The organism is Actinomadura rugatobispora, from assembly GCF_055379765.1.
In genome coordinates this window covers 12,048,295-12,064,013 of sequence record NZ_AP029191.1, presented here as the reverse complement: position 1 = coordinate 12,064,013, position 15,719 = coordinate 12,048,295, and the positions used below count along the sequence as shown (strand labels likewise).

At 74.3% G+C, this 15,719-nt stretch carries 12 protein-coding genes; 8 read left to right on the top strand and 4 right to left on the bottom strand.

Features of this window, described 5'->3' with window-relative positions:
• Both ACZ466_RS54155 and ACZ466_RS54150 read left to right on the top strand, forming a co-directional pair.
• Nucleotides 1-1,431 carry an aldehyde dehydrogenase family protein gene (locus ACZ466_RS54155; protein WP_464042458.1) on the top strand — a complete coding sequence of 477 codons (1,431 nt, stop codon included), beginning with the start codon at nucleotides 1-3 and terminating at the stop codon, nucleotides 1,429-1,431.
• On the top strand, nucleotides 1,424-2,293 hold the full coding sequence (locus tag ACZ466_RS54150) for an aldehyde dehydrogenase family protein (RefSeq protein WP_464042456.1): 870 nt from the start codon (nucleotides 1,424-1,426) through the stop codon (nucleotides 2,291-2,293). The genes ACZ466_RS54155 and ACZ466_RS54150 overlap by 8 nt, the downstream gene beginning before the upstream one ends.
• A 14-nt stretch (nucleotides 2,294-2,307) precedes the next feature.
• Here ACZ466_RS54150 and ACZ466_RS54145 read toward each other — a convergent pair whose 3' ends face one another.
• Both ACZ466_RS54145 and ACZ466_RS54140 read right to left on the bottom strand, forming a co-directional pair.
• Nucleotides 2,308-3,288, bottom strand: coding sequence for an acyl-CoA dehydrogenase family protein (locus ACZ466_RS54145; protein WP_464042455.1), 981 nt, complete (start codon nucleotides 3,286-3,288; stop codon nucleotides 2,308-2,310).
• Nucleotides 3,285-4,415 (bottom strand): acyl-CoA dehydrogenase family protein, encoded by a 1,131-nt coding sequence (locus ACZ466_RS54140; protein ID WP_378293423.1) that lies wholly within the window; start codon nucleotides 4,413-4,415, stop codon nucleotides 3,285-3,287. Before ACZ466_RS54140 ends, ACZ466_RS54145 begins: the two co-directional genes overlap by 4 nt.
• A 752-nt stretch (nucleotides 4,416-5,167) precedes the next feature.
• Here ACZ466_RS54140 and ACZ466_RS54135 point away from each other — a divergent pair.
• The 6 genes from ACZ466_RS54135 to ACZ466_RS54110 all read left to right on the top strand — a co-directional run bounded on the left by ACZ466_RS54135 (nucleotide 5,168) and on the right by ACZ466_RS54110 (nucleotide 13,799).
• On the top strand, nucleotides 5,168-6,877 hold the full coding sequence (locus ACZ466_RS54135; RefSeq protein WP_378293426.1) for an IS200/IS605 family accessory protein TnpB-related protein: 1,710 nt from the start codon (nucleotides 5,168-5,170) through the stop codon (nucleotides 6,875-6,877).
• Nucleotides 6,878-7,051: 174 nt separating this feature from the next.
• Nucleotides 7,052-9,148, top strand: a complete 2,097-nt coding sequence (locus ACZ466_RS54130; RefSeq protein WP_464042453.1) for an outer membrane protein assembly factor BamB family protein — start codon at nucleotides 7,052-7,054, stop codon at nucleotides 9,146-9,148.
• Nucleotides 9,149-9,234: 86 nt separating this feature from the next.
• A complete protein-coding gene (locus ACZ466_RS54125; protein WP_378293322.1) occupies nucleotides 9,235-11,415 on the top strand; it encodes an outer membrane protein assembly factor BamB family protein in 2,181 nt (726 codons plus the stop codon).
• Nucleotides 11,416-11,489: 74 nt separating this feature from the next.
• Nucleotides 11,490-12,068, top strand: a complete 579-nt coding sequence (locus tag ACZ466_RS54120; RefSeq protein ID WP_378293320.1) for a hemerythrin domain-containing protein — start codon at nucleotides 11,490-11,492, stop codon at nucleotides 12,066-12,068.
• A 121-nt stretch (nucleotides 12,069-12,189) separates the two neighbouring features.
• Nucleotides 12,190-13,197, top strand: a complete 1,008-nt coding sequence (locus ACZ466_RS54115) for an ATP-dependent DNA ligase (RefSeq protein ID WP_378293318.1) — start codon at nucleotides 12,190-12,192, stop codon at nucleotides 13,195-13,197.
• 140 nt (nucleotides 13,198-13,337) lie between these two features.
• Nucleotides 13,338-13,799, top strand: a complete 462-nt coding sequence (locus ACZ466_RS54110; RefSeq protein WP_378293316.1) for a four-helix bundle copper-binding protein — start codon at nucleotides 13,338-13,340, stop codon at nucleotides 13,797-13,799.
• Nucleotides 13,800-13,875: 76 nt separating this feature from the next.
• Here the strand turns inward: ACZ466_RS54110 and ACZ466_RS54105 are convergent, their stop codons facing one another.
• Nucleotides 13,876-14,754: a metallophosphoesterase family protein gene (locus ACZ466_RS54105; protein WP_378293314.1), complete on the bottom strand. Its 879-nt coding sequence runs from the start codon at nucleotides 14,752-14,754 to the stop codon at nucleotides 13,876-13,878.
• 140 nt (nucleotides 14,755-14,894) lie between these two features.
• On the bottom strand, nucleotides 14,895-15,674 hold the full coding sequence (locus ACZ466_RS54100; protein WP_378293312.1) for a TetR family transcriptional regulator: 780 nt from the start codon (nucleotides 15,672-15,674) through the stop codon (nucleotides 14,895-14,897).
• Nucleotides 15,675-15,719: the final 45 nt, after the last annotated feature.

Sequence of the window (15,719 nt, the reverse complement as noted above, 5' to 3'; positions counted from 1 at the left end):
ATGGTTTTGGAGTATGCCCCGGCGCTGGAGTCGCGGGACATCGTCGACATCCGCCCCTCTTACGGCCTGTTCGTCAACGGGGAGTTCGTGGACGGGCATGGTGAGCCGTTCAAGACGATCGATCCGTCCACTGAGGACACTCTGGCCGAGGTGGCCTGCGCCGACGCCTCCGACGTCGATCGCGCGGTGGCCGCCGCGCGCGCCGCCTATGAGCGGGTGTGGGGGCCGATGCCGGGTCGGGAGCGGGCCAAGTACCTGTTCCGGATCGCGCGGTTGGTGCAGGAGCGTTCGCGTGAGCTGGCGGTGCTGGAGTCGATCGACAACGGCAAGCCGATCGGTGAGTCGCGGGATGTGGACGTGCCGCTGGTGGCGGCGCATTTCTTCTATTACGCGGGGTGGGCCGACAAGCTGGGCCATGCCGGGTTCGGGCCTGATCCTGGGCCGGTGGGGGTGGCGGGGCAGGTGATCCCGTGGAATTTCCCGCTGCTGATGCTGGCGTGGAAGATCGCGCCCGCTCTGGCGTGCGGGAACACCGTGGTCCTCAAGCCGGCCGAGACGACCCCGTTGACCGCGTTGGCGTTCGCCGAGATCTGCGTCCAGGCCGGCCTTCCGCCGGGCGTGGTGAACATCATCACCGGTGCGGGGGAGAGCGGGCGGGCGCTGGTGGAGCATCCGGGGATCGACAAGGTCGCTTTCACCGGCTCCACCGACGTCGGCCGCCAGATCGCCCGCAGCGTGGCGGGCACCTCCAAGAGGCTGACGCTTGAGCTGGGCGGCAAGGCCGCCAACATCGTCTTCGATGACGCTCCACTCGACCAGGCCGTTGAGGGGATCGTGAACGGGATCTTCTTCAACCAGGGGCACGTGTGCTGCGCCGGGTCGCGGTTGCTGGTGCAGGAGTCGATCGCCGAACCACTGCTGGAGCGGCTCAAGACACGGATGCGCACCCTGCGGGTGGGTGATCCGCTGGACAAGAACACTGATGTGGGGGCGATCAATTCGGCGGCGCAGTTGGAGAAGATCCGGGAGCTGGCCGCTTCGGGTGAGAGCGAGGGCGCTCAGCGGTGGGCGCCGGAGTGTGCGTTGCCGCAGCGGGGGTTCTGGTTCGCGCCGACGGTGTTCACGGGGGTGGCCCAGTCGCATCGGATCGCGCGGGAGGAGATCTTCGGGCCGGTGCTGTCGGTGCTGACCTTCCGCACGCCGGAGGAGGCGGTGGTGAAGGCCAACAACACTCCGTACGGGTTGTCGGCGGGGGTGTGGTCGGAGAAGGGGTCGCGGATCTTGTGGGCGGCGCAGCGGTTGCGGGCGGGGGTGGTGTGGGCCAACACCTTCAACAAGTTCGATCCGGCCTCGCCGTTCGGGGGGTTGAAGGAGTCGGGGTTCGGCCGCGAGGGCGGACGGCACGGGTTGGAGGCCTACCTCAATGTCTGAGTCGGCTGGGCAGCGGTTGGTGGTGCGCAAGACCTACAAGCTGTTCATCGGGGGCGCCTTCCCCCGCTCGGAGTCGGGCAGGACGCTGGTGGTGAACGACACCAAGGGCCACTTCCTCGCGCACGCCTCCCGGGCTTCGCGCAAGGACGTGCGGGACGCGGTCGTGGCCGCTCGCAAGGCGTTCGAGCCGTGGGCGGGGCGGACGGCCTACAACCGGGGGCAGATCCTGTACCGGATCGCCGAGATGCTGGAGGGCCGCCAGGCGCAGTTCGTGGAGGAGTTGCGCGCGGCCGGTCTGGGCAAGGCCGCGGCCTCGGCTGAGGTGGGGGCGGCGGTCGATCGGTGGGTGTGGTACGCGGGGTGGGCCGACAAGCTGGCCGCGGTGCACGGGTCGGCCAACCCGGTGGCGGGGCCGTTCTTCAACTTCTCCACTCCTGAGCCCACGGGTGTGGTCGGGGTGCTGGCACCGGATTCGGCGTTGCTGGGGCTGGTGTCGGTGCTGGCGCCGGTGATCGTGTCGGGCAACACCTGTGTGCTGGTGGCCTCCGAGCCGGCTCCGTTGCCGGCGGTGACGTTGGCGGAGGTGCTGGCGACCTCCGATCTGCCCGGCGGGGTGGTCAACATCCTCACCGGGCAGCGCGCCGAGCTGGCTCCGTGGCTGGCCTCGCACATGGACCTGAACGCGTTGGATCTGGCCGGGGTCGAGGCCGGGCAGGTGCCGGTGCTGGAGGAGGCGGCGGCCGGAAATCTCAAACGGGTTCTGCGTCCGCAGGAGGGGGCGGACTGGTCCGCAGCCCCCGGAACCGGGCGGATGACCGCGTTCCTGGAGACCAAGACCGTATGGCATCCCGTGGGCGTCTGAACGGCGCCGCGGTCTCACAGTGCCGCGACGACCCGGGCGCGGTGCTCGGCGGGGGAGCCCCACGCCGAGCGCAGCGCCCGGGTTTTACGGATCCACAGCGACGGGTCGTACTCGTCGGTGTAACCGATGGCGCCGTGCACCTGCAGGGCGATCCTGGCGGTGGCGTACGAGGCGTCCGACGCCGCGACCTTGGCGGCGGACACGTCCCGGCCGAACTCGGGCGTCCCATAGGACAGCGCCGCCCCGAACAGCAGCGGCCGCGCGAACTCCAGCTCCACCAGGGCGCCCGCCAGATGATGCTTGATCGCCTGGAACTCGCCGATCGGCCGTCCGAACTGCTCGCGCGTCTTCACGTACCCGGCCGAGACGTCCAGCAGCGCGCGGCCCAGCCCGATCTGCTGGGCGGCGCACAGGAGGACGCCGAGGTCGTACGCCGCCGCGGACGCCGTGCGCGCCGCGTCCCCGGAGAACAGGGGCTCGCCCGGGACGACCTCGAACAGCCGCCGGGCGGGGTCGAGCGAGGCCGCGACCGGCCGGTCGCCGGCCGCCGCCGCCCGGACCGTGTCGCCCGCGGCCAGAACCAGCCCAGCGATGTCCGCGTCCAGTGCGTACGGAACGGACGGGGGCAGTGCCAGCGAAACGAGCGCGTCCCCTTCGGCGATCTTCGGCAGCCACTCGGAGGAGGCGGGGCCGCCGAGCCGTCCCAGCAGTTCGGCGGCGGCGAGCGTCTCCACGACCGGGCCCGGGACCGCGTGCCGTCCGAGCACCTCCATCGCGGTGACCAGTTCCACCGGCAGCGGCCCGGCCCCGCCGTGCTCCTCCGGTACGGCCAGTGCGAACACCCCGGCCCCGGCGACCGCCGCCCACAGTGCGCGCCCCGGCGCGGCGTCGCCCACCGCCCAGGCCCGCACCGCGCCCGCCGTCCCGGCCTCGGCCAGCAGCTTGTGCAGGGTCTCGCCGAACATCCGCTGCTCGGCGTCCAGCACGAACCTCATCGCGACCCCCTCGGCAGGCCGAGCAGCCGCTCGGCGATCACGTTCAGCTGGATCTCGTTGGTGCCCGCGTAGATGGGACCGGCCAGCGCGAACACGTAGCCCTCCAGCCAGGAGGAGTCCAGCTCGCCGTCCGGGCCCAGCAGGTCCAGCGCGGTCTCGTGCAGCGCCACGTCCAGCTCCGACCAGAACACCTTGTTGAGGCTGGCCTCGGCGCCGATGTCGTCGGTGCGCGAGATCGTCTCGAAGCCCTTGAGCCGGTACGCGCGGGACCGGATCCAGGCGTCGGCGACCCGGTCGCGCAGCGCGGTGTCGGACGGCTCGGCCCGTTCCCGCCACAGCTCGGCGAGCCGGGCCGCGGCCGCGGTGAACCGGCCGGGGCTGCGCAGGGTGAGCCCGCGCTCGTTCCCGGCCGTGGCCATCGCGACCCGCCAGCCCTGCCCGGCCTCGCCGATCACGTCCTCGTCGGGGACGAACACCCCGTCCAGGAACAGCTCGGCGAACGCGGGCTTGCCGTCCAGCCGCCCGATCGGCCGCACGGTCACGCCCTCGGCATTCAGGGGGAACATCAGGTAGGTGAGGCCGCGGTGCCGCTGCGAGCCGGGGCCGGACCGGAACAGGCCGAACGCCCGGTCGGCGAACGCGGCGCGGGAGCTCCACGTCTTCTGCCCGTCGAGCAGCCAGCCGCCGTCGGTTCGGGTCGCGGTCGCGCGCAGCGCCGCCAGGTCGCTGCCCGCGCCGGGCTCCGACCACGCCTGCGCCCAGATCACCTCCCCGGCGGCCATCGGCGGCAGGATCCGGTCGAGCTGCCCGGGCGTACCGTGCTCGAACAAAGTGGGGGCCAGCAGGTTGACCCCGTTTTGGCCGACCCGGCCCGGCGCGCCGGCCGCGTAGTACTCCTCCTCGAAGATCAGCCAGCGCAGCGGGGAGGCGCCGCGCCCGCCGTAGTGTTCGGGCCACGACACCACCGAGAGGCGGGCCCGGCCCAGTTCCCGCTCCCACGCGCGGTGCGCGGCGAAGCCCTCGGCCGTCTCCAGCGACGGGAGCGGCTCGGCGGGCACGTGGTCGCGCAGCCAGGCGCGGACCTCGGCGCGGAAGTCCTCCTCGGCCGCCCCGAACTCGAGATCCATCCGTGGCCCTCCAAGGTTCTTTCTAACAATTGTTAGATAGATTAGTGTACCTGGGCGGCAGATGGGAGAGGGGCTCCCAACGCACCCGAGATCGACACGACCCGGCCGACCGGCGACCGCCGAGATCGCGGCGCGGAGCAGGATCGCTGGGGGATTCCAACCCGTGGCCCTCAGGAGAGGAGAACAGGTTGAGGTTCGCGGTTCGTCCGCCCGGCAACACGGAGCGTCCCCGCGCGAGTGGCGTCCCGACGGCGCGGCCCGCGGCCGTCCGCCGCGGAGGTCAGCCGGTACGGCGCCGTCGCCCGCAAGCCCTGACGGCCCGCGCGGGTACGGTGGCCGAAAAGAAATCCTCCGTGCGACGTCGAGAGCGAGGTCTCTGCTCCGTCCTCTGCTGCGAGGCGCCCACCGGGGGCGCCCGCGGCGCCGGTCGACCCGGCGCGGAGAGGAGCGGTCATGGACCGTCCAGTGGTGCACTTCGAGATCATCGGGAGTGATCCGGCGTGGGAGTTCCACACCGGGGACGCGGCCACCGAATCGGTCTCCGCGCCCGGCGCCTACGGGTTTGTGCCGGGGGAGACCACGGCCGGCGACGGCAGCGGCGTCGGCGGCGGGGAGGGGTTCAGACCTGTTGGTGGGAGAGTGTTCAGGAGTGTCCATGGATACCCACGCGCGCCCATGGCGATGTACCGTCACAGTGTCCGAGCAGCAAGAGTCGATTGCATGTTCGAGTTCTGTCACTTAAAGTGTTCGTCATGTCGCGTACCACTTCCGGTGGTGTGGCCGCCGAGACGGCGACCCGCCACACCGCCCCCGCCCGCACAGCCCGCCCCCCAGGCGGCGAGGTGCGTCCGGTCGCGGCGCCGTTCGTTGCGGCGGGCCCGCTCGGGGTGGCGGTGCGCGACCGTCTCAAGGGCCTGACCGCTGCCGACGAGCGGGTGCTGCGGCTGATAGGGGTGCATCTGGGGTCGCTGGCCGCGCGGGATCTGAAGGCCCGGTGCCGCGACGGCCTGGAGCATGATGCGGATCGGTGGGCGGCGCGTAAGCGGGAGTTGACGGGGGTGTCGTCGTCTCGGTGGGCCGGGAGCATCACCAAGGCCACCCATGACCAGTGGGCCCTGGCCCGCCACGCCCAGCACGCCCACGTCCAGGGATTGGAAGCGGGGGTGCGGACGCTGGAGCACCGGCTGTCCCAGCCCCTGGGAGCCAGGGGTGCCGGGCGGGCGCCGGGCGGGTACCGGTCCCGGCGGGAGTGGTTCGCCAAGTCCCGCCGCATGGCCGCCCTGAAGGACCGGCTCACCTGTGAGCGGGCCGACCGGGACGCCGGTATCGTGCACGTGGTGCGCGGCGGCACGAGGCTCGCCCGCACCCGCCACCATCTCGGCGATGCCGGGCTCACCGAGCAGCGGTGGCGGGAGCGCTGGGAGGCCCGGCGATCGTTCCTGGCCGCCGATGGCGAGAGCGGGAAGCGGTACGGCAACGAGACCATCCGCCTCACCCCCGGCGGCCAGGTGTCGATCCGCCTTCCCGCCCCCTTGGCGTCCTTGGCGAACGCTCCGCACGGGCGCTACGTCCTGGCCGCCCGCGTCGCCTTCCGGCACCGGGGAACCGAGTGGGCCGACCGCATCCAGGCGGACCGGGCGGTGGCCTACCGCATCCACCACGACCCCGAACGCGACCGCTGGTACCTGACCGCCTCCTGGCAGCGCACCCCCGCCCGCACCCTCCCTCTCCAGGCGGCGTGCGCCCGGGGTGTGGTCGGGGTGGACGCCAACGCCGACCACCTGGCCGCATGGCGGCTCGACCCCTGCGGCAACCCCATCGGCGACCCACACCGGTTCGACTACACCCTGACCGGCACCTCCACCCACCGTGACGCGCAGATCCGGCACGCCCTCACCCGCCTGCTGCACTGGGCCCTATCCTGCGGCGTGGCCGCCATCGCCATCGAAGACCTCGACTTCACCGGCGGCAAGACCCGGGAGAAGCACGGGCGGCGCAGGCGGTTCCGGCAGTTGATCTCCGGCTTCCCCACCGGGAAACTCAAGGCACGGCTGGTGTCGATGGCGGCCGAAGCGGGCTTGGCGGTCGTGGCCGTCGACCCCGCCTACACCACCAAGTGGGGCGCCCGGCACTGGCAGAAGCCACTGCGCACCCCACGCCGCGAAGTTTCCCGGCACGATGCCGCGAGCATCGCGATCGGGCGACGCGCCCTCGGGCACCCGATCCGGCGACGGACGGCACCGCCCCCTGCCCACCGGAGCGATGAGCAGGGGCATCGGACCGCCCAGGCCAGACCAGGCGCACGCGAGCGCGAGGGAACCCGCCCACCCCTCACGGAACCTGCACACGATGCACCCAGCCGGACGGGCAGACGAACGCGGGAGACCAGCGCATCCAACACCGTTCGGGATACGCGCAGTTCCAGGAGCCGGCATCAGATGCCACTCCTGCACACTGAATAGGAACGGTACGAGCCGCGCGTCCGCCGCGCCTCGCCCGGCGGCGTCACCGCGCCTTGACGAGATTGAGATCATCTCCGCCCGAACCCGGTTGCGCGGGACCGCGTCTCCCGGAGAGGGTCGTTCCCGTACGGCGGCGGCCGCCGGTACGGCGCGGATGTGAGGTGGCGACTGCCGATGGAGGCACTGCGGCCCGGGGACCCCCGGCGCATCGGCGGCCACCGGCTGCTGGGCCGGCTCGGCTCCGGCGGCATGGGCCAGGTGTACCTCGGACGCTCGCCGGGCGGCCTGCACGTCGCGGTCAAGGTGGTCCACCCGCACCTGGCCGAGGACGACGACTTCCGCCGCCGGTTCCGCCGCGAGACCGCCGCCGCCCGTTCGGTCGGCGGCGCGTTCACCGCCCCGGTCGTCGACGCCGACCCCGAGGCCGACCCGCCGTGGCTGGCCACCGCCTACCTGCCGGGGCTGCCGCTGCACGAGGTCGTGGCCGCGCACGGGCCGCTGCCGCCCGCCGCGGCGCTGGCGCTGGGCGCCGGGCTCGCCGAGGCGCTGGTCTCCGTCCACCGCGCCGGGGTCGTGCACCGCGACCTCAAGCCCGCCAACGTCATCCTCGGGCTGGACGGCCCGCGCGTCATCGACTTCGGCATCGCGCACGCCGCGGAGGCCAGCCTCGTCACCCGGGCCGGATCCGCGGTCGGCTCCCCGGGCTTCATCGCCCCCGAGCAGGCCCGCGGCGAGCCGACCGGGCCCGCCGCCGACGTGTTCTCGCTCGGCGCCGTGCTGGTGTACGCCGCGACCGGGACCGGGCCGTACGGCGACGGCCCGCCCCACCTCCTGATCTACCGCGCCGTCCATGAGCGGCCCCGCCTGGACGCGGTCGCCGACCCGGTGCTGCGCGCCATCGCCGCCGACTGCCTCGGCGCGGACCCCGCCGCCCGTCCCACGCCCGCGCGGCTGCTGGAACGGCTCGCGCGGCTCGTCCCGGACGAGGCGGACCTGCACGGCCTGGGCTGGCTGCCCGAGCCCGTCGCCGCCGGGATCGCGCTCGCCGGGGCCCAGACCCCGGCGGACGCGGCGGGGGCCACGCGGCCGTACGAGGGCGGGTTCCTCGCCCCGACCCGGCGGCGCGTCCTGCTGCTCGGCGGCGCCGGCGCCGCCGCCGCGATCGCGGCCGGGACGGGGGCCGCCGCACTGCTGCGGCCAGAGGACGAGCCCGCCCCGCCCGCGCGGACCAGGCCCGCGGCCGGCACGGCGGCCTCGCCCCCGCCCGTAGGGCAGGGCAAGGTGCTCTGGCGCCGCTACACAGGGTCGAAGTACCTCATGTCCAGCCCGGCCGTGGCGGGGGGCGCCGTCTTCATCGGCAGCGAGAAGGGCGACCTGCTGGCCTTCGACGCCAGGACCGGCAAGCCCCGCTGGAAGTACTCCACCGGCAAGCGGATCATCTCCTGGCCCGCCGTCGACGGCGGCGTCGTCTACGTCGGCGGAGAGGACGGCGACGTCCACGCCGTCGACGCCGGGACCGGCCGCGTGCGATGGCGGCGGCGGGCCGGGGCGACCGGGACCGGCACCAACACCCTCGTCGCGGACGGCCTGGTCTTCGCCGGGGACGATCCCGTGCGCGCGTTCGACGCCGCCGACGGCTCGGCCCGCTGGCAGAGCCGCGGCGGCACCCGGTACGCCTCGCACCGCACGGTCGCGGGCGGCGTGCTGTACGTGCCGCGCGGCAAGAGCCTGGCCGCGCTCGACGCCTCCACCGGCGGGCTCCGCTGGGAGTACGACATGAGCGAGGGCTCCGGCGGCGCGGCCGTGTCGGGCGGCGCGGTCTACTGCGGCGACTTCCAGGGGAACCAGGTGCACGCCTTCGGCGCCCGCGACGGCGCGCCCCGCTGGAAGTACCGCACCGCGGGAGCCGTCACGGCCCGCCCGCAGGTGTCCGGCGGCATCGTGTACGTCGGCGACCGGGACTCCAACGTGTTCGCCCTCGACGCGGCCAAGGGGACCATGCGCTGGCAGGCGCAGATCGACGGCCACGTGCAGGGCGATCCGGCGCTGGCGGGCGGGGTCCTCTACGTCGCGGCCGGCGTCTACTCGGACGGCGTCCTGTACGCGATCGAGGCCGCCACGGGCCGCCAGGTGTGGCGGTTCGAGGTCGGCGAGGGCACCGAGTCGAGCCCGGTGGTCGCGGACGGGATCGTCTACTTCGGGTCCAAGGACGGGTACCTGTACGCGCTCGACGCCCGCGGCGGCCCCGGCACCGTGCCGCCGTCCGGCTGACCCCGCCCGCCCCCGAACGCCCCGCGCCTCCGGAGCGGGTCGGCGCGATGCGCCGCGTGAACGTGACGAGAGAACGAGGAGGTCCGATGTCGGCGACGCGGCCCGGAGACCCCAGGCGGGTCGGCCCCTACCGGGTGCTGGGCAGGCTCGGCGCGGGCGGGATGGGGCAGGTCCTCCTCGGCCGCTCGCCCGGCGGCCGCACCGTCGCCATCAAGATCATCCATCCGGCGCTGGCGGACGAGCCCGACTTCCGGTCCCGGTTCCGCCGCGAGGTGACCGCCGCCCGCGCGGTCGACGGCGCCTACACGGCCGCCGTCGTGGACGCCGACCCCGACGCCGCGCGGCCCTGGCTGGCGACCGCCTACCTGCCGGGCATGTCGCTGCAGGACGCGGTCGCCGAGCACGGCCCGCTGCCCCCGCCCGCCGCGCGTGCGCTGGGCGCCGGGCTCGCCGAGGCGCTGCTGTCCATCCACCGCGCGGGCGTGGTGCACCGCGACCTCAAACCGTCCAACGTGATGCTCACCCCCGAGGGCCCGCGGGTGATCGACTTCGGCATCGCGCGTTCGAGCGACGCCAGCGCGCTCACCCGGACCGGCGTGGCGCTGGGCACCCCCGCGTACATGGCCCCCGAGCAGGCCGCCGGGGAGACGGCCGGGCCCGCCGCGGACGTGTTCTCGCTGGGGGCCGTCCTGGCGTACGCGCTCACCGGCTCCGGGCCGTTCGGCCATGGCGCGGTGCACGAGGTGATGTACCGCGTCATGCACATGCCGCCCGACCTCGGCGCGATCAGCGATCCCGGGCTGCGCGTCCTGGTCGCGTCCTGCCTGGAGAAGGACCCGGCACGCCGTCCCGAGCCCCCGGAAGTGCTGCGGACGCTGACGGGCGGCCAATCGCCCTCCCCGGACGGCACGCGGTGGCTTCCGGCGGCGGTCGCCCACGCCATCGCGGGTCGGGGAACCGAGCCCGCCTCGTCCGGGCCGGGCCGCCGGCGCTTCCTCGCCGTCGGCGCGGGCGCCGCGTGGGCGGTCCTGGCCTCGGGCGGTGCCGCGGCCTTCTTCATGGCGCGCCGCGACGACTCGCCGCTGCGCTGGACGTTCACGCTGCCGGGGGACCAGAGCGTCCGGGTCGGGCCGTTCATCGCGCCCGGCCTGGTGCTCATCGTCGGGGCCGAGCGGCTGGACACCACGACGTACGCGGTCGACGCCCGCACGGGTGAGCGGCGCTGGCAGGGCGACTTCGGCGCGACCAGGGACTCCAAGCTGGCGATCCTGGGCGGGACGGGCTTCCTGTGCGACGCGAGCGGCGCGAGCTCGGCGCTGACCGGGTTCGACCTCGCGACCGGGCGGCGGCTGTGGTCGGCCTCGCTGAGGACGTTCACGATGACCCCCGCGCCGGTCGCTGGGGCCGGGGTCTTCTGCGTCCCCGGCAGCGAGGGGATCGGGAGCGACGGCCTGTACGCGTTCGACGCCGCGACCGGGCGGCGGCGCTGGCAGTACCGGACCGAGCGCGTCATGGGCGATGTGGTCCTGGCGGGCGGCCTGTGCCATTTCACCGACGAGGACGGCTTCCTGTACGCGGTCGACCTCGCGACCGGAGCCGCCCGCTGGCGGCAGCGGTTGGCGGAGCGGCTCGGTGCGGCGACCCCGGCGGCGGGCGGGGGCCTGGTGGCCGTGATCGCCCCGGACCGCCGCGTGCACGCGTTCGACGCCGCCACCGGCGCACCGCGGTGGAAGTCGGAGCCGGCGGAAGGCTCCTCCGGCACGGTCGGCGGCCTGGGCGACCCGGGGCCGCTGCTCGCCGGCGGCACCGTCTACGTCGGCGGTGCGGGCGGCGTGCTCACCGCCCTGGACGCGCGCAACGGCGCCCGGCGCTGGCTGCACGGCACAGCGGGCTCCGGCGCCGCGTCGCCCGCCGGGAAGGGGCACCAGCTCCCCGTGGTCGGCGGCGGGCTGGCCGTCCTGGACGACGGCGCCGGGACGCTGGCCGCGCTGGACGCCGCCACCGGGCGGGTCCGCTGGCGGCGGCCGCTGCCGCAGGGGTTCGGGGAACGCCCGGTGGTCGCGGGGAACGTCGTCTACCTGGCCATGGTCGACGGCGTGCACGGCTTCGACCTGGCCACCGGCCGCCCCCGCTACCGGCTGGGCAGGGACGACCTGCCCGAGGAGTCGCTGTCGTCCGCGAAGGGCATCGCCGCCGACGGCGCCGACGTCTACTGCTCCATCGGAGGGGACCTGCTCTGCGCGCTCCGCCCGGCGCCCGCCGGCTGACCTGCGAGGTTTCAAATCCGGGACGGGGGCAGGTCCACGGCAGCCGACAAGCCACCGGACCGGGAGACACCGCGATGACCGAACGCCCCGAGACCATGCCCGACAAGGACGTGGTGGACCTGCTGCTGCGCCAGCACATGGAGATCCGCGCGCTGTTCGGGGAGGTGGCGGCTGCCCGGGGCGACGCGCGGGCCGCGGCGTTCGACCGGCTCCGCAGGATGCTGGCGGTGCACGAGACCGCCGAGGAGGAGGTCGTGCACCCCTACGCGCGCCGGCTGATGGACGGCGGCGGCCCGATGGTCGACGCCCGGCTGGAGGAGGAGAACCGGGGCAAGACGATCCTGGCGGAACTGGTGGACATCGGCCCTGGCGGCAAGGGGTTCGGCCCGCGCTTCGAGGAGCTGCGCACCGCCGTCCTCGAGCACGCGCGCCGCGAGGAGGAAGAGGAGTTCCCCCGCATCCGCGAGCTGGCCACCGCCGAAGAACGCCGGGGGATGGCCGCCGCCGTCAAGGCCGCCCAGGTGCTGGCGCCCACGCGCCCGCACCCGGGCGTGGAGTCCGCCTCGGCCAACCTCCTCGTCGGGCCGTTCGCGGCGGTGGCCGACCGGACCCGCGACGCGGTCCGCAAGGCCGCCGGCAGGCGGCGCGGCTGACCGCCGGCCCGGCCGCGATGACCGCCGGTGCGGCGGGTTTCCTTTACGGTCCGGTAGAGGCGTGGTCAAGGTTGGGCCGGGGGCCTTTCGGGGGCGCCGGAGCGGGTAACCGGCGCTTGCCATGCACATCCGGTCGCCGATCACGCCGATGCTGGCGGTCACCGTGGATCGCCTCCCGGGGCCGGCCCAGTGCCGCGGCGGCTGCCTCTTCGAGCCCAAGTTCGACGGGTTCCGCGCCGTGGCGTCCGTGGAGCCGGGCCGCGGCGTCCACCTGTGGTCGCGCCGCCGGACCAGCCTGAACGCGGCCTTCCCGGAGGTCGTGGCGGCGCTGGCCGAGTGGGTCCCGGCCGGGACGGTGCTGGACGGGGAGATCGTGCGGTGGAGCGCCGAGGGGCGGCTGGACTTCGGCGCCCTGCAGCGCCGCCATGTCGCGGGCGGCCGCCGCGCCGCGCTGGCCCGGACCGAGCCCTGCCACTACGTGGCCTTCGACGTGCTGGAGACCGGCGGCGCCGATCTGCGGCCCCGCCCGCTGCGGGAGCGGCGCCGGGCGCTGGAGGGCCTGCTGGCCGGGGCCGGGCCCGGCGCGCTGGTGATCGCCTGCCCGCAGACCGCCGACCGCGCCGAGGCGGAGCTGTGGTTCGCGGCACTGGCGGCCCAGGGCATCGAGGGGCTGGTGATCAAGGCCGCCGGTGACCCGTACCAGGCGGGCCGGCGCCGCTGGTGGAAGATCAAGCACCGCAGCACCGTGGAGGTGATCGTCGGCGGCGTCACCGGGTCCCCGGAGCGGCCTGAGACCCTGGTCCTCGGGCGCCGCGCCGCCGGCGGCCGGCTGCGCGTGGTCGCCCGGACGGGACCGCTGCCCCTGCCCGCCCGCACCGAACTGGGGGCCGTCCTGCGGCCCGCCGGCGACGATCACCCCTGGCCCGCCGAGCTCCCCGCCGCGCTGGCCGGCGGGCCGTACGGGGGCGGGCCGCCCCTGCGGTACGTGCGGACGGTGCCGGACACGGTGGTGGAGATCAGCGTCGACACCGCGACGGAGGCGGGCCGGTGGAGGCACGCGGCGCGGTTCGTCCGGACCCGCCCGGACCGGCACCCCGGCGACGTCCCGGCCGGGCTCGCCCCCGAGTGAACGGGTCGAGCGTCGGGCCGGAAATGTCCTGGTCGCGCCCACTATGGCCAATGCTGGGCCTGTTCTTCTTCAAGTCCGATATGGGGGGTGAAGATCGGGTAACCCCTGTCGCGCCACCAACTACCACGGGGGGAATCGCCATGACCTACACCGCGCAGATGATGAAGGCCTACCCGGCCGAGATCAATCTCGACCGCGGGCGGCTGGCCGAGGTGATCGACACGCTGATGAGCTGCGCGCAGGCGTGCACCGCGTGCGCCGACGCCTGTCTGTCCGAGCCGTCGGGCGAGCTTCCCCGGCTGACTAGGTGCATCCGCGACAACATGGACTGCGCCGCGATCTGCACCACGACGGCCGAGGTCCTGTCCCGCCACACCGGCTACGACGCCAACCTGACCAGGGCCCAGGTGCAGTCGGCGATCCAGGCCACCAAGACCTGCGGCGACTCCTGCGCCGAGCACGCCCGCGACCACGAGCACTGCCGGGTGTGCGCGGAGGCCTGCCGGCAGACCGAGCAGGCCCTCAACGGGCTGGTCTCCCAGCTGACCTCCTCGGGCGCGGTGCCGCGCCAGCCCAGCCAGGCCGCACCGCAGCGCCGCTGACCCGTGGCCGCCGGCTCGGCGAGCGGCGAGGCCCCGAACGGGCGGGGCCTCGCCCCATGAGACCCCGCGCGGAGGGTCAGGGGGCGGCGGCGACGAGGGCCGCGAGGTCGAGGTCGTCGCCGTGGACGTCGGCGAGCCACCCGTCGTGGACGTACTCGAAGGAGTAGGTCTCGGTGTCGAGCAGGCCGATGCTGCCGGGCGTCACCTGCTGCCCGGGGTTGACGGGCGCGCTGTCCCTTCCCTCCTTGGGGCCCACGAGCTGGCCGAGGGCGTAGGAGACGGTCGGGCCGTAGCGGCGCGGGCCGTTCTCGTGGTGGTAGTGGCCGCTGACGTGCAGGCGCGGCCGGAGGTGCTCGATGAGCGCGGTCAGCTTGGCCGAGCCCTGGACCTGGCCCCGGTACTCCGACATGCCGTACGGGCCGTCATGGGTGATCAGGATGTCCGCGCTGCCCGGCTCGGCCGCCATGAACGTCGCGTAGGCCTCCGGGTCGAGGTCCATCGAGCCGTCGGTGGCCTCGATCATCCCGAGGAAGGCCGTGCGCTGCCCGGCCACCTCGACGACGTTCCCGCAGGCCACGTGCCGGTACGAGCCGAGCGGATCCACCGCCGCCACCGGCCCGCGGCCGTCCTCCCGGTGGAGGCCGGCCAGCCAGTCGTGGTCCTCGTGGTTGCCGCTGACGAACAGGAACGGGGGCACCCGATCGAGGGCGAGCCGCACGCCGTCGGCGAGCCGCGGCGGGGGATCGAGCAGCCGGAAGAAGTCGCCCTGCGCGGGGTTGCCCGCGCCGAACCGGCGGCTGGGCCCGTCCATCCGTTCAAAGGTGGGGAAAGCGCCCAGATCGCCCACCTGGACCAGGGCGTCGAGCCGGATCGCCCGGCGTGAACCGAGCATGACCGCCGCGCCCAGCGCGTGCAGCACGCACCCGTGGACGTCGCCGAAGAACGCGATCTTCATCGCCACTCCTGTCTCGGGAGGCCGGCGCCTGTGCCGGCCTCGCGCCCGGGCGCCGGGAAGGGGCGCCCCGGGCAGTGTCTCAGAACCGTCTCTCAATTCATCTCACAACCGTCGCACAATGTCGCGCAATGTCGCGCGAGCTAGGGCGGCGGGGGCGCGGCGTCCTCGCGCAGGTGGCGGTACACGGTGGCGCGGGACACCCCCAGCCGCTCGGCGATGGCGTTGACGCTGTACGAGCCCGTCGCGTACATCCGCCGGGCCGCGGCCGCCTTCCCGGCGTCCATCACGCTGGGCCGCCCCGCGCGCCGGGGCGCGGGCCCGGCGCCGCCCCCCTCCAGCCCCGCCTCCTCCCGCGTGACCAGCCCGGACGCGGTCGGCTCGTCGAGCAGCGCCCACACGCCCGCCAGGATCTCCGCGCGCAGCCGCTCGATCGGCAGCTCTTCGAAGAAGAACACCGGGTCGCTCAGCATGGCGAAGATCTGGACCGCCCGGATCCGCGCGCTGACGTCCTGTTCGGGCCCGGCGAACAGCTCGTGGATCCGCCGCACCAGCGAGACCAGCTCGCGGAAGGCGTGGTCGTGCGCCAGCAGCGTCAGATCGTGGAGCAGCAGGCGCAGCACCCTGCGGTTGCGGATGTAGGCGTCCAGCGTGCCCTCGATCAGCACGCGGCGCATCCCGACCGGGTCCTCGACCTCCGCGGCCGTGCCGAGGAGGTCCTCGAAGTCCTCGGTGAGCGGCTCGCACAGCGTCGCCAGCAGCATGGCCTTGGAGGGGAAGTGATAGAAGACCGTCGCCTTGGTGATGTCCAGCCGGGCGGCGATCTCGCGCATGGAACTGGCCTGGTAGCCGCGCTCGGAGAACAGGTCCAGCGCGGTCTCCAGGATGCGCGCCCGGGTGTCGGGGGACCTCCTGTCGTCCACCCGCCCACCCTAGACCGGCCCCGGTTGGCCCGCGCGGCGGTGATC

Coding starts and splice junctions, on each gene's coding strand:
- ACZ466_RS54155 (WP_464042458.1), top strand. CDS start 1: ATGGTTTTGGAGTATGCCCCGGCGCTGGAGTCGCGGGACATCGTCGAC.
- ACZ466_RS54150 (WP_464042456.1), top strand. CDS start 1,424: ATGTCTGAGTCGGCTGGGCAGCGGTTGGTGGTGCGCAAGACCTACAAG.
- ACZ466_RS54145 (WP_464042455.1), bottom strand. CDS start 3,288: ATGAGGTTCGTGCTGGACGCCGAGCAGCGGATGTTCGGCGAGACCCTG.
- ACZ466_RS54140 (WP_378293423.1), bottom strand. CDS start 4,415: ATGGATCTCGAGTTCGGGGCGGCCGAGGAGGACTTCCGCGCCGAGGTC.
- ACZ466_RS54135 (WP_378293426.1), top strand. CDS start 5,168: ATGTCGCGTACCACTTCCGGTGGTGTGGCCGCCGAGACGGCGACCCGC.
- ACZ466_RS54130 (WP_464042453.1), top strand. CDS start 7,052: ATGGAGGCACTGCGGCCCGGGGACCCCCGGCGCATCGGCGGCCACCGG.
- ACZ466_RS54125 (WP_378293322.1), top strand. CDS start 9,235: ATGTCGGCGACGCGGCCCGGAGACCCCAGGCGGGTCGGCCCCTACCGG.
- ACZ466_RS54120 (WP_378293320.1), top strand. CDS start 11,490: ATGACCGAACGCCCCGAGACCATGCCCGACAAGGACGTGGTGGACCTG.
- ACZ466_RS54115 (WP_378293318.1), top strand. CDS start 12,190: ATGCACATCCGGTCGCCGATCACGCCGATGCTGGCGGTCACCGTGGAT.
- ACZ466_RS54110 (WP_378293316.1), top strand. CDS start 13,338: ATGACCTACACCGCGCAGATGATGAAGGCCTACCCGGCCGAGATCAAT.
- ACZ466_RS54105 (WP_378293314.1), bottom strand. CDS start 14,754: ATGAAGATCGCGTTCTTCGGCGACGTCCACGGGTGCGTGCTGCACGCG.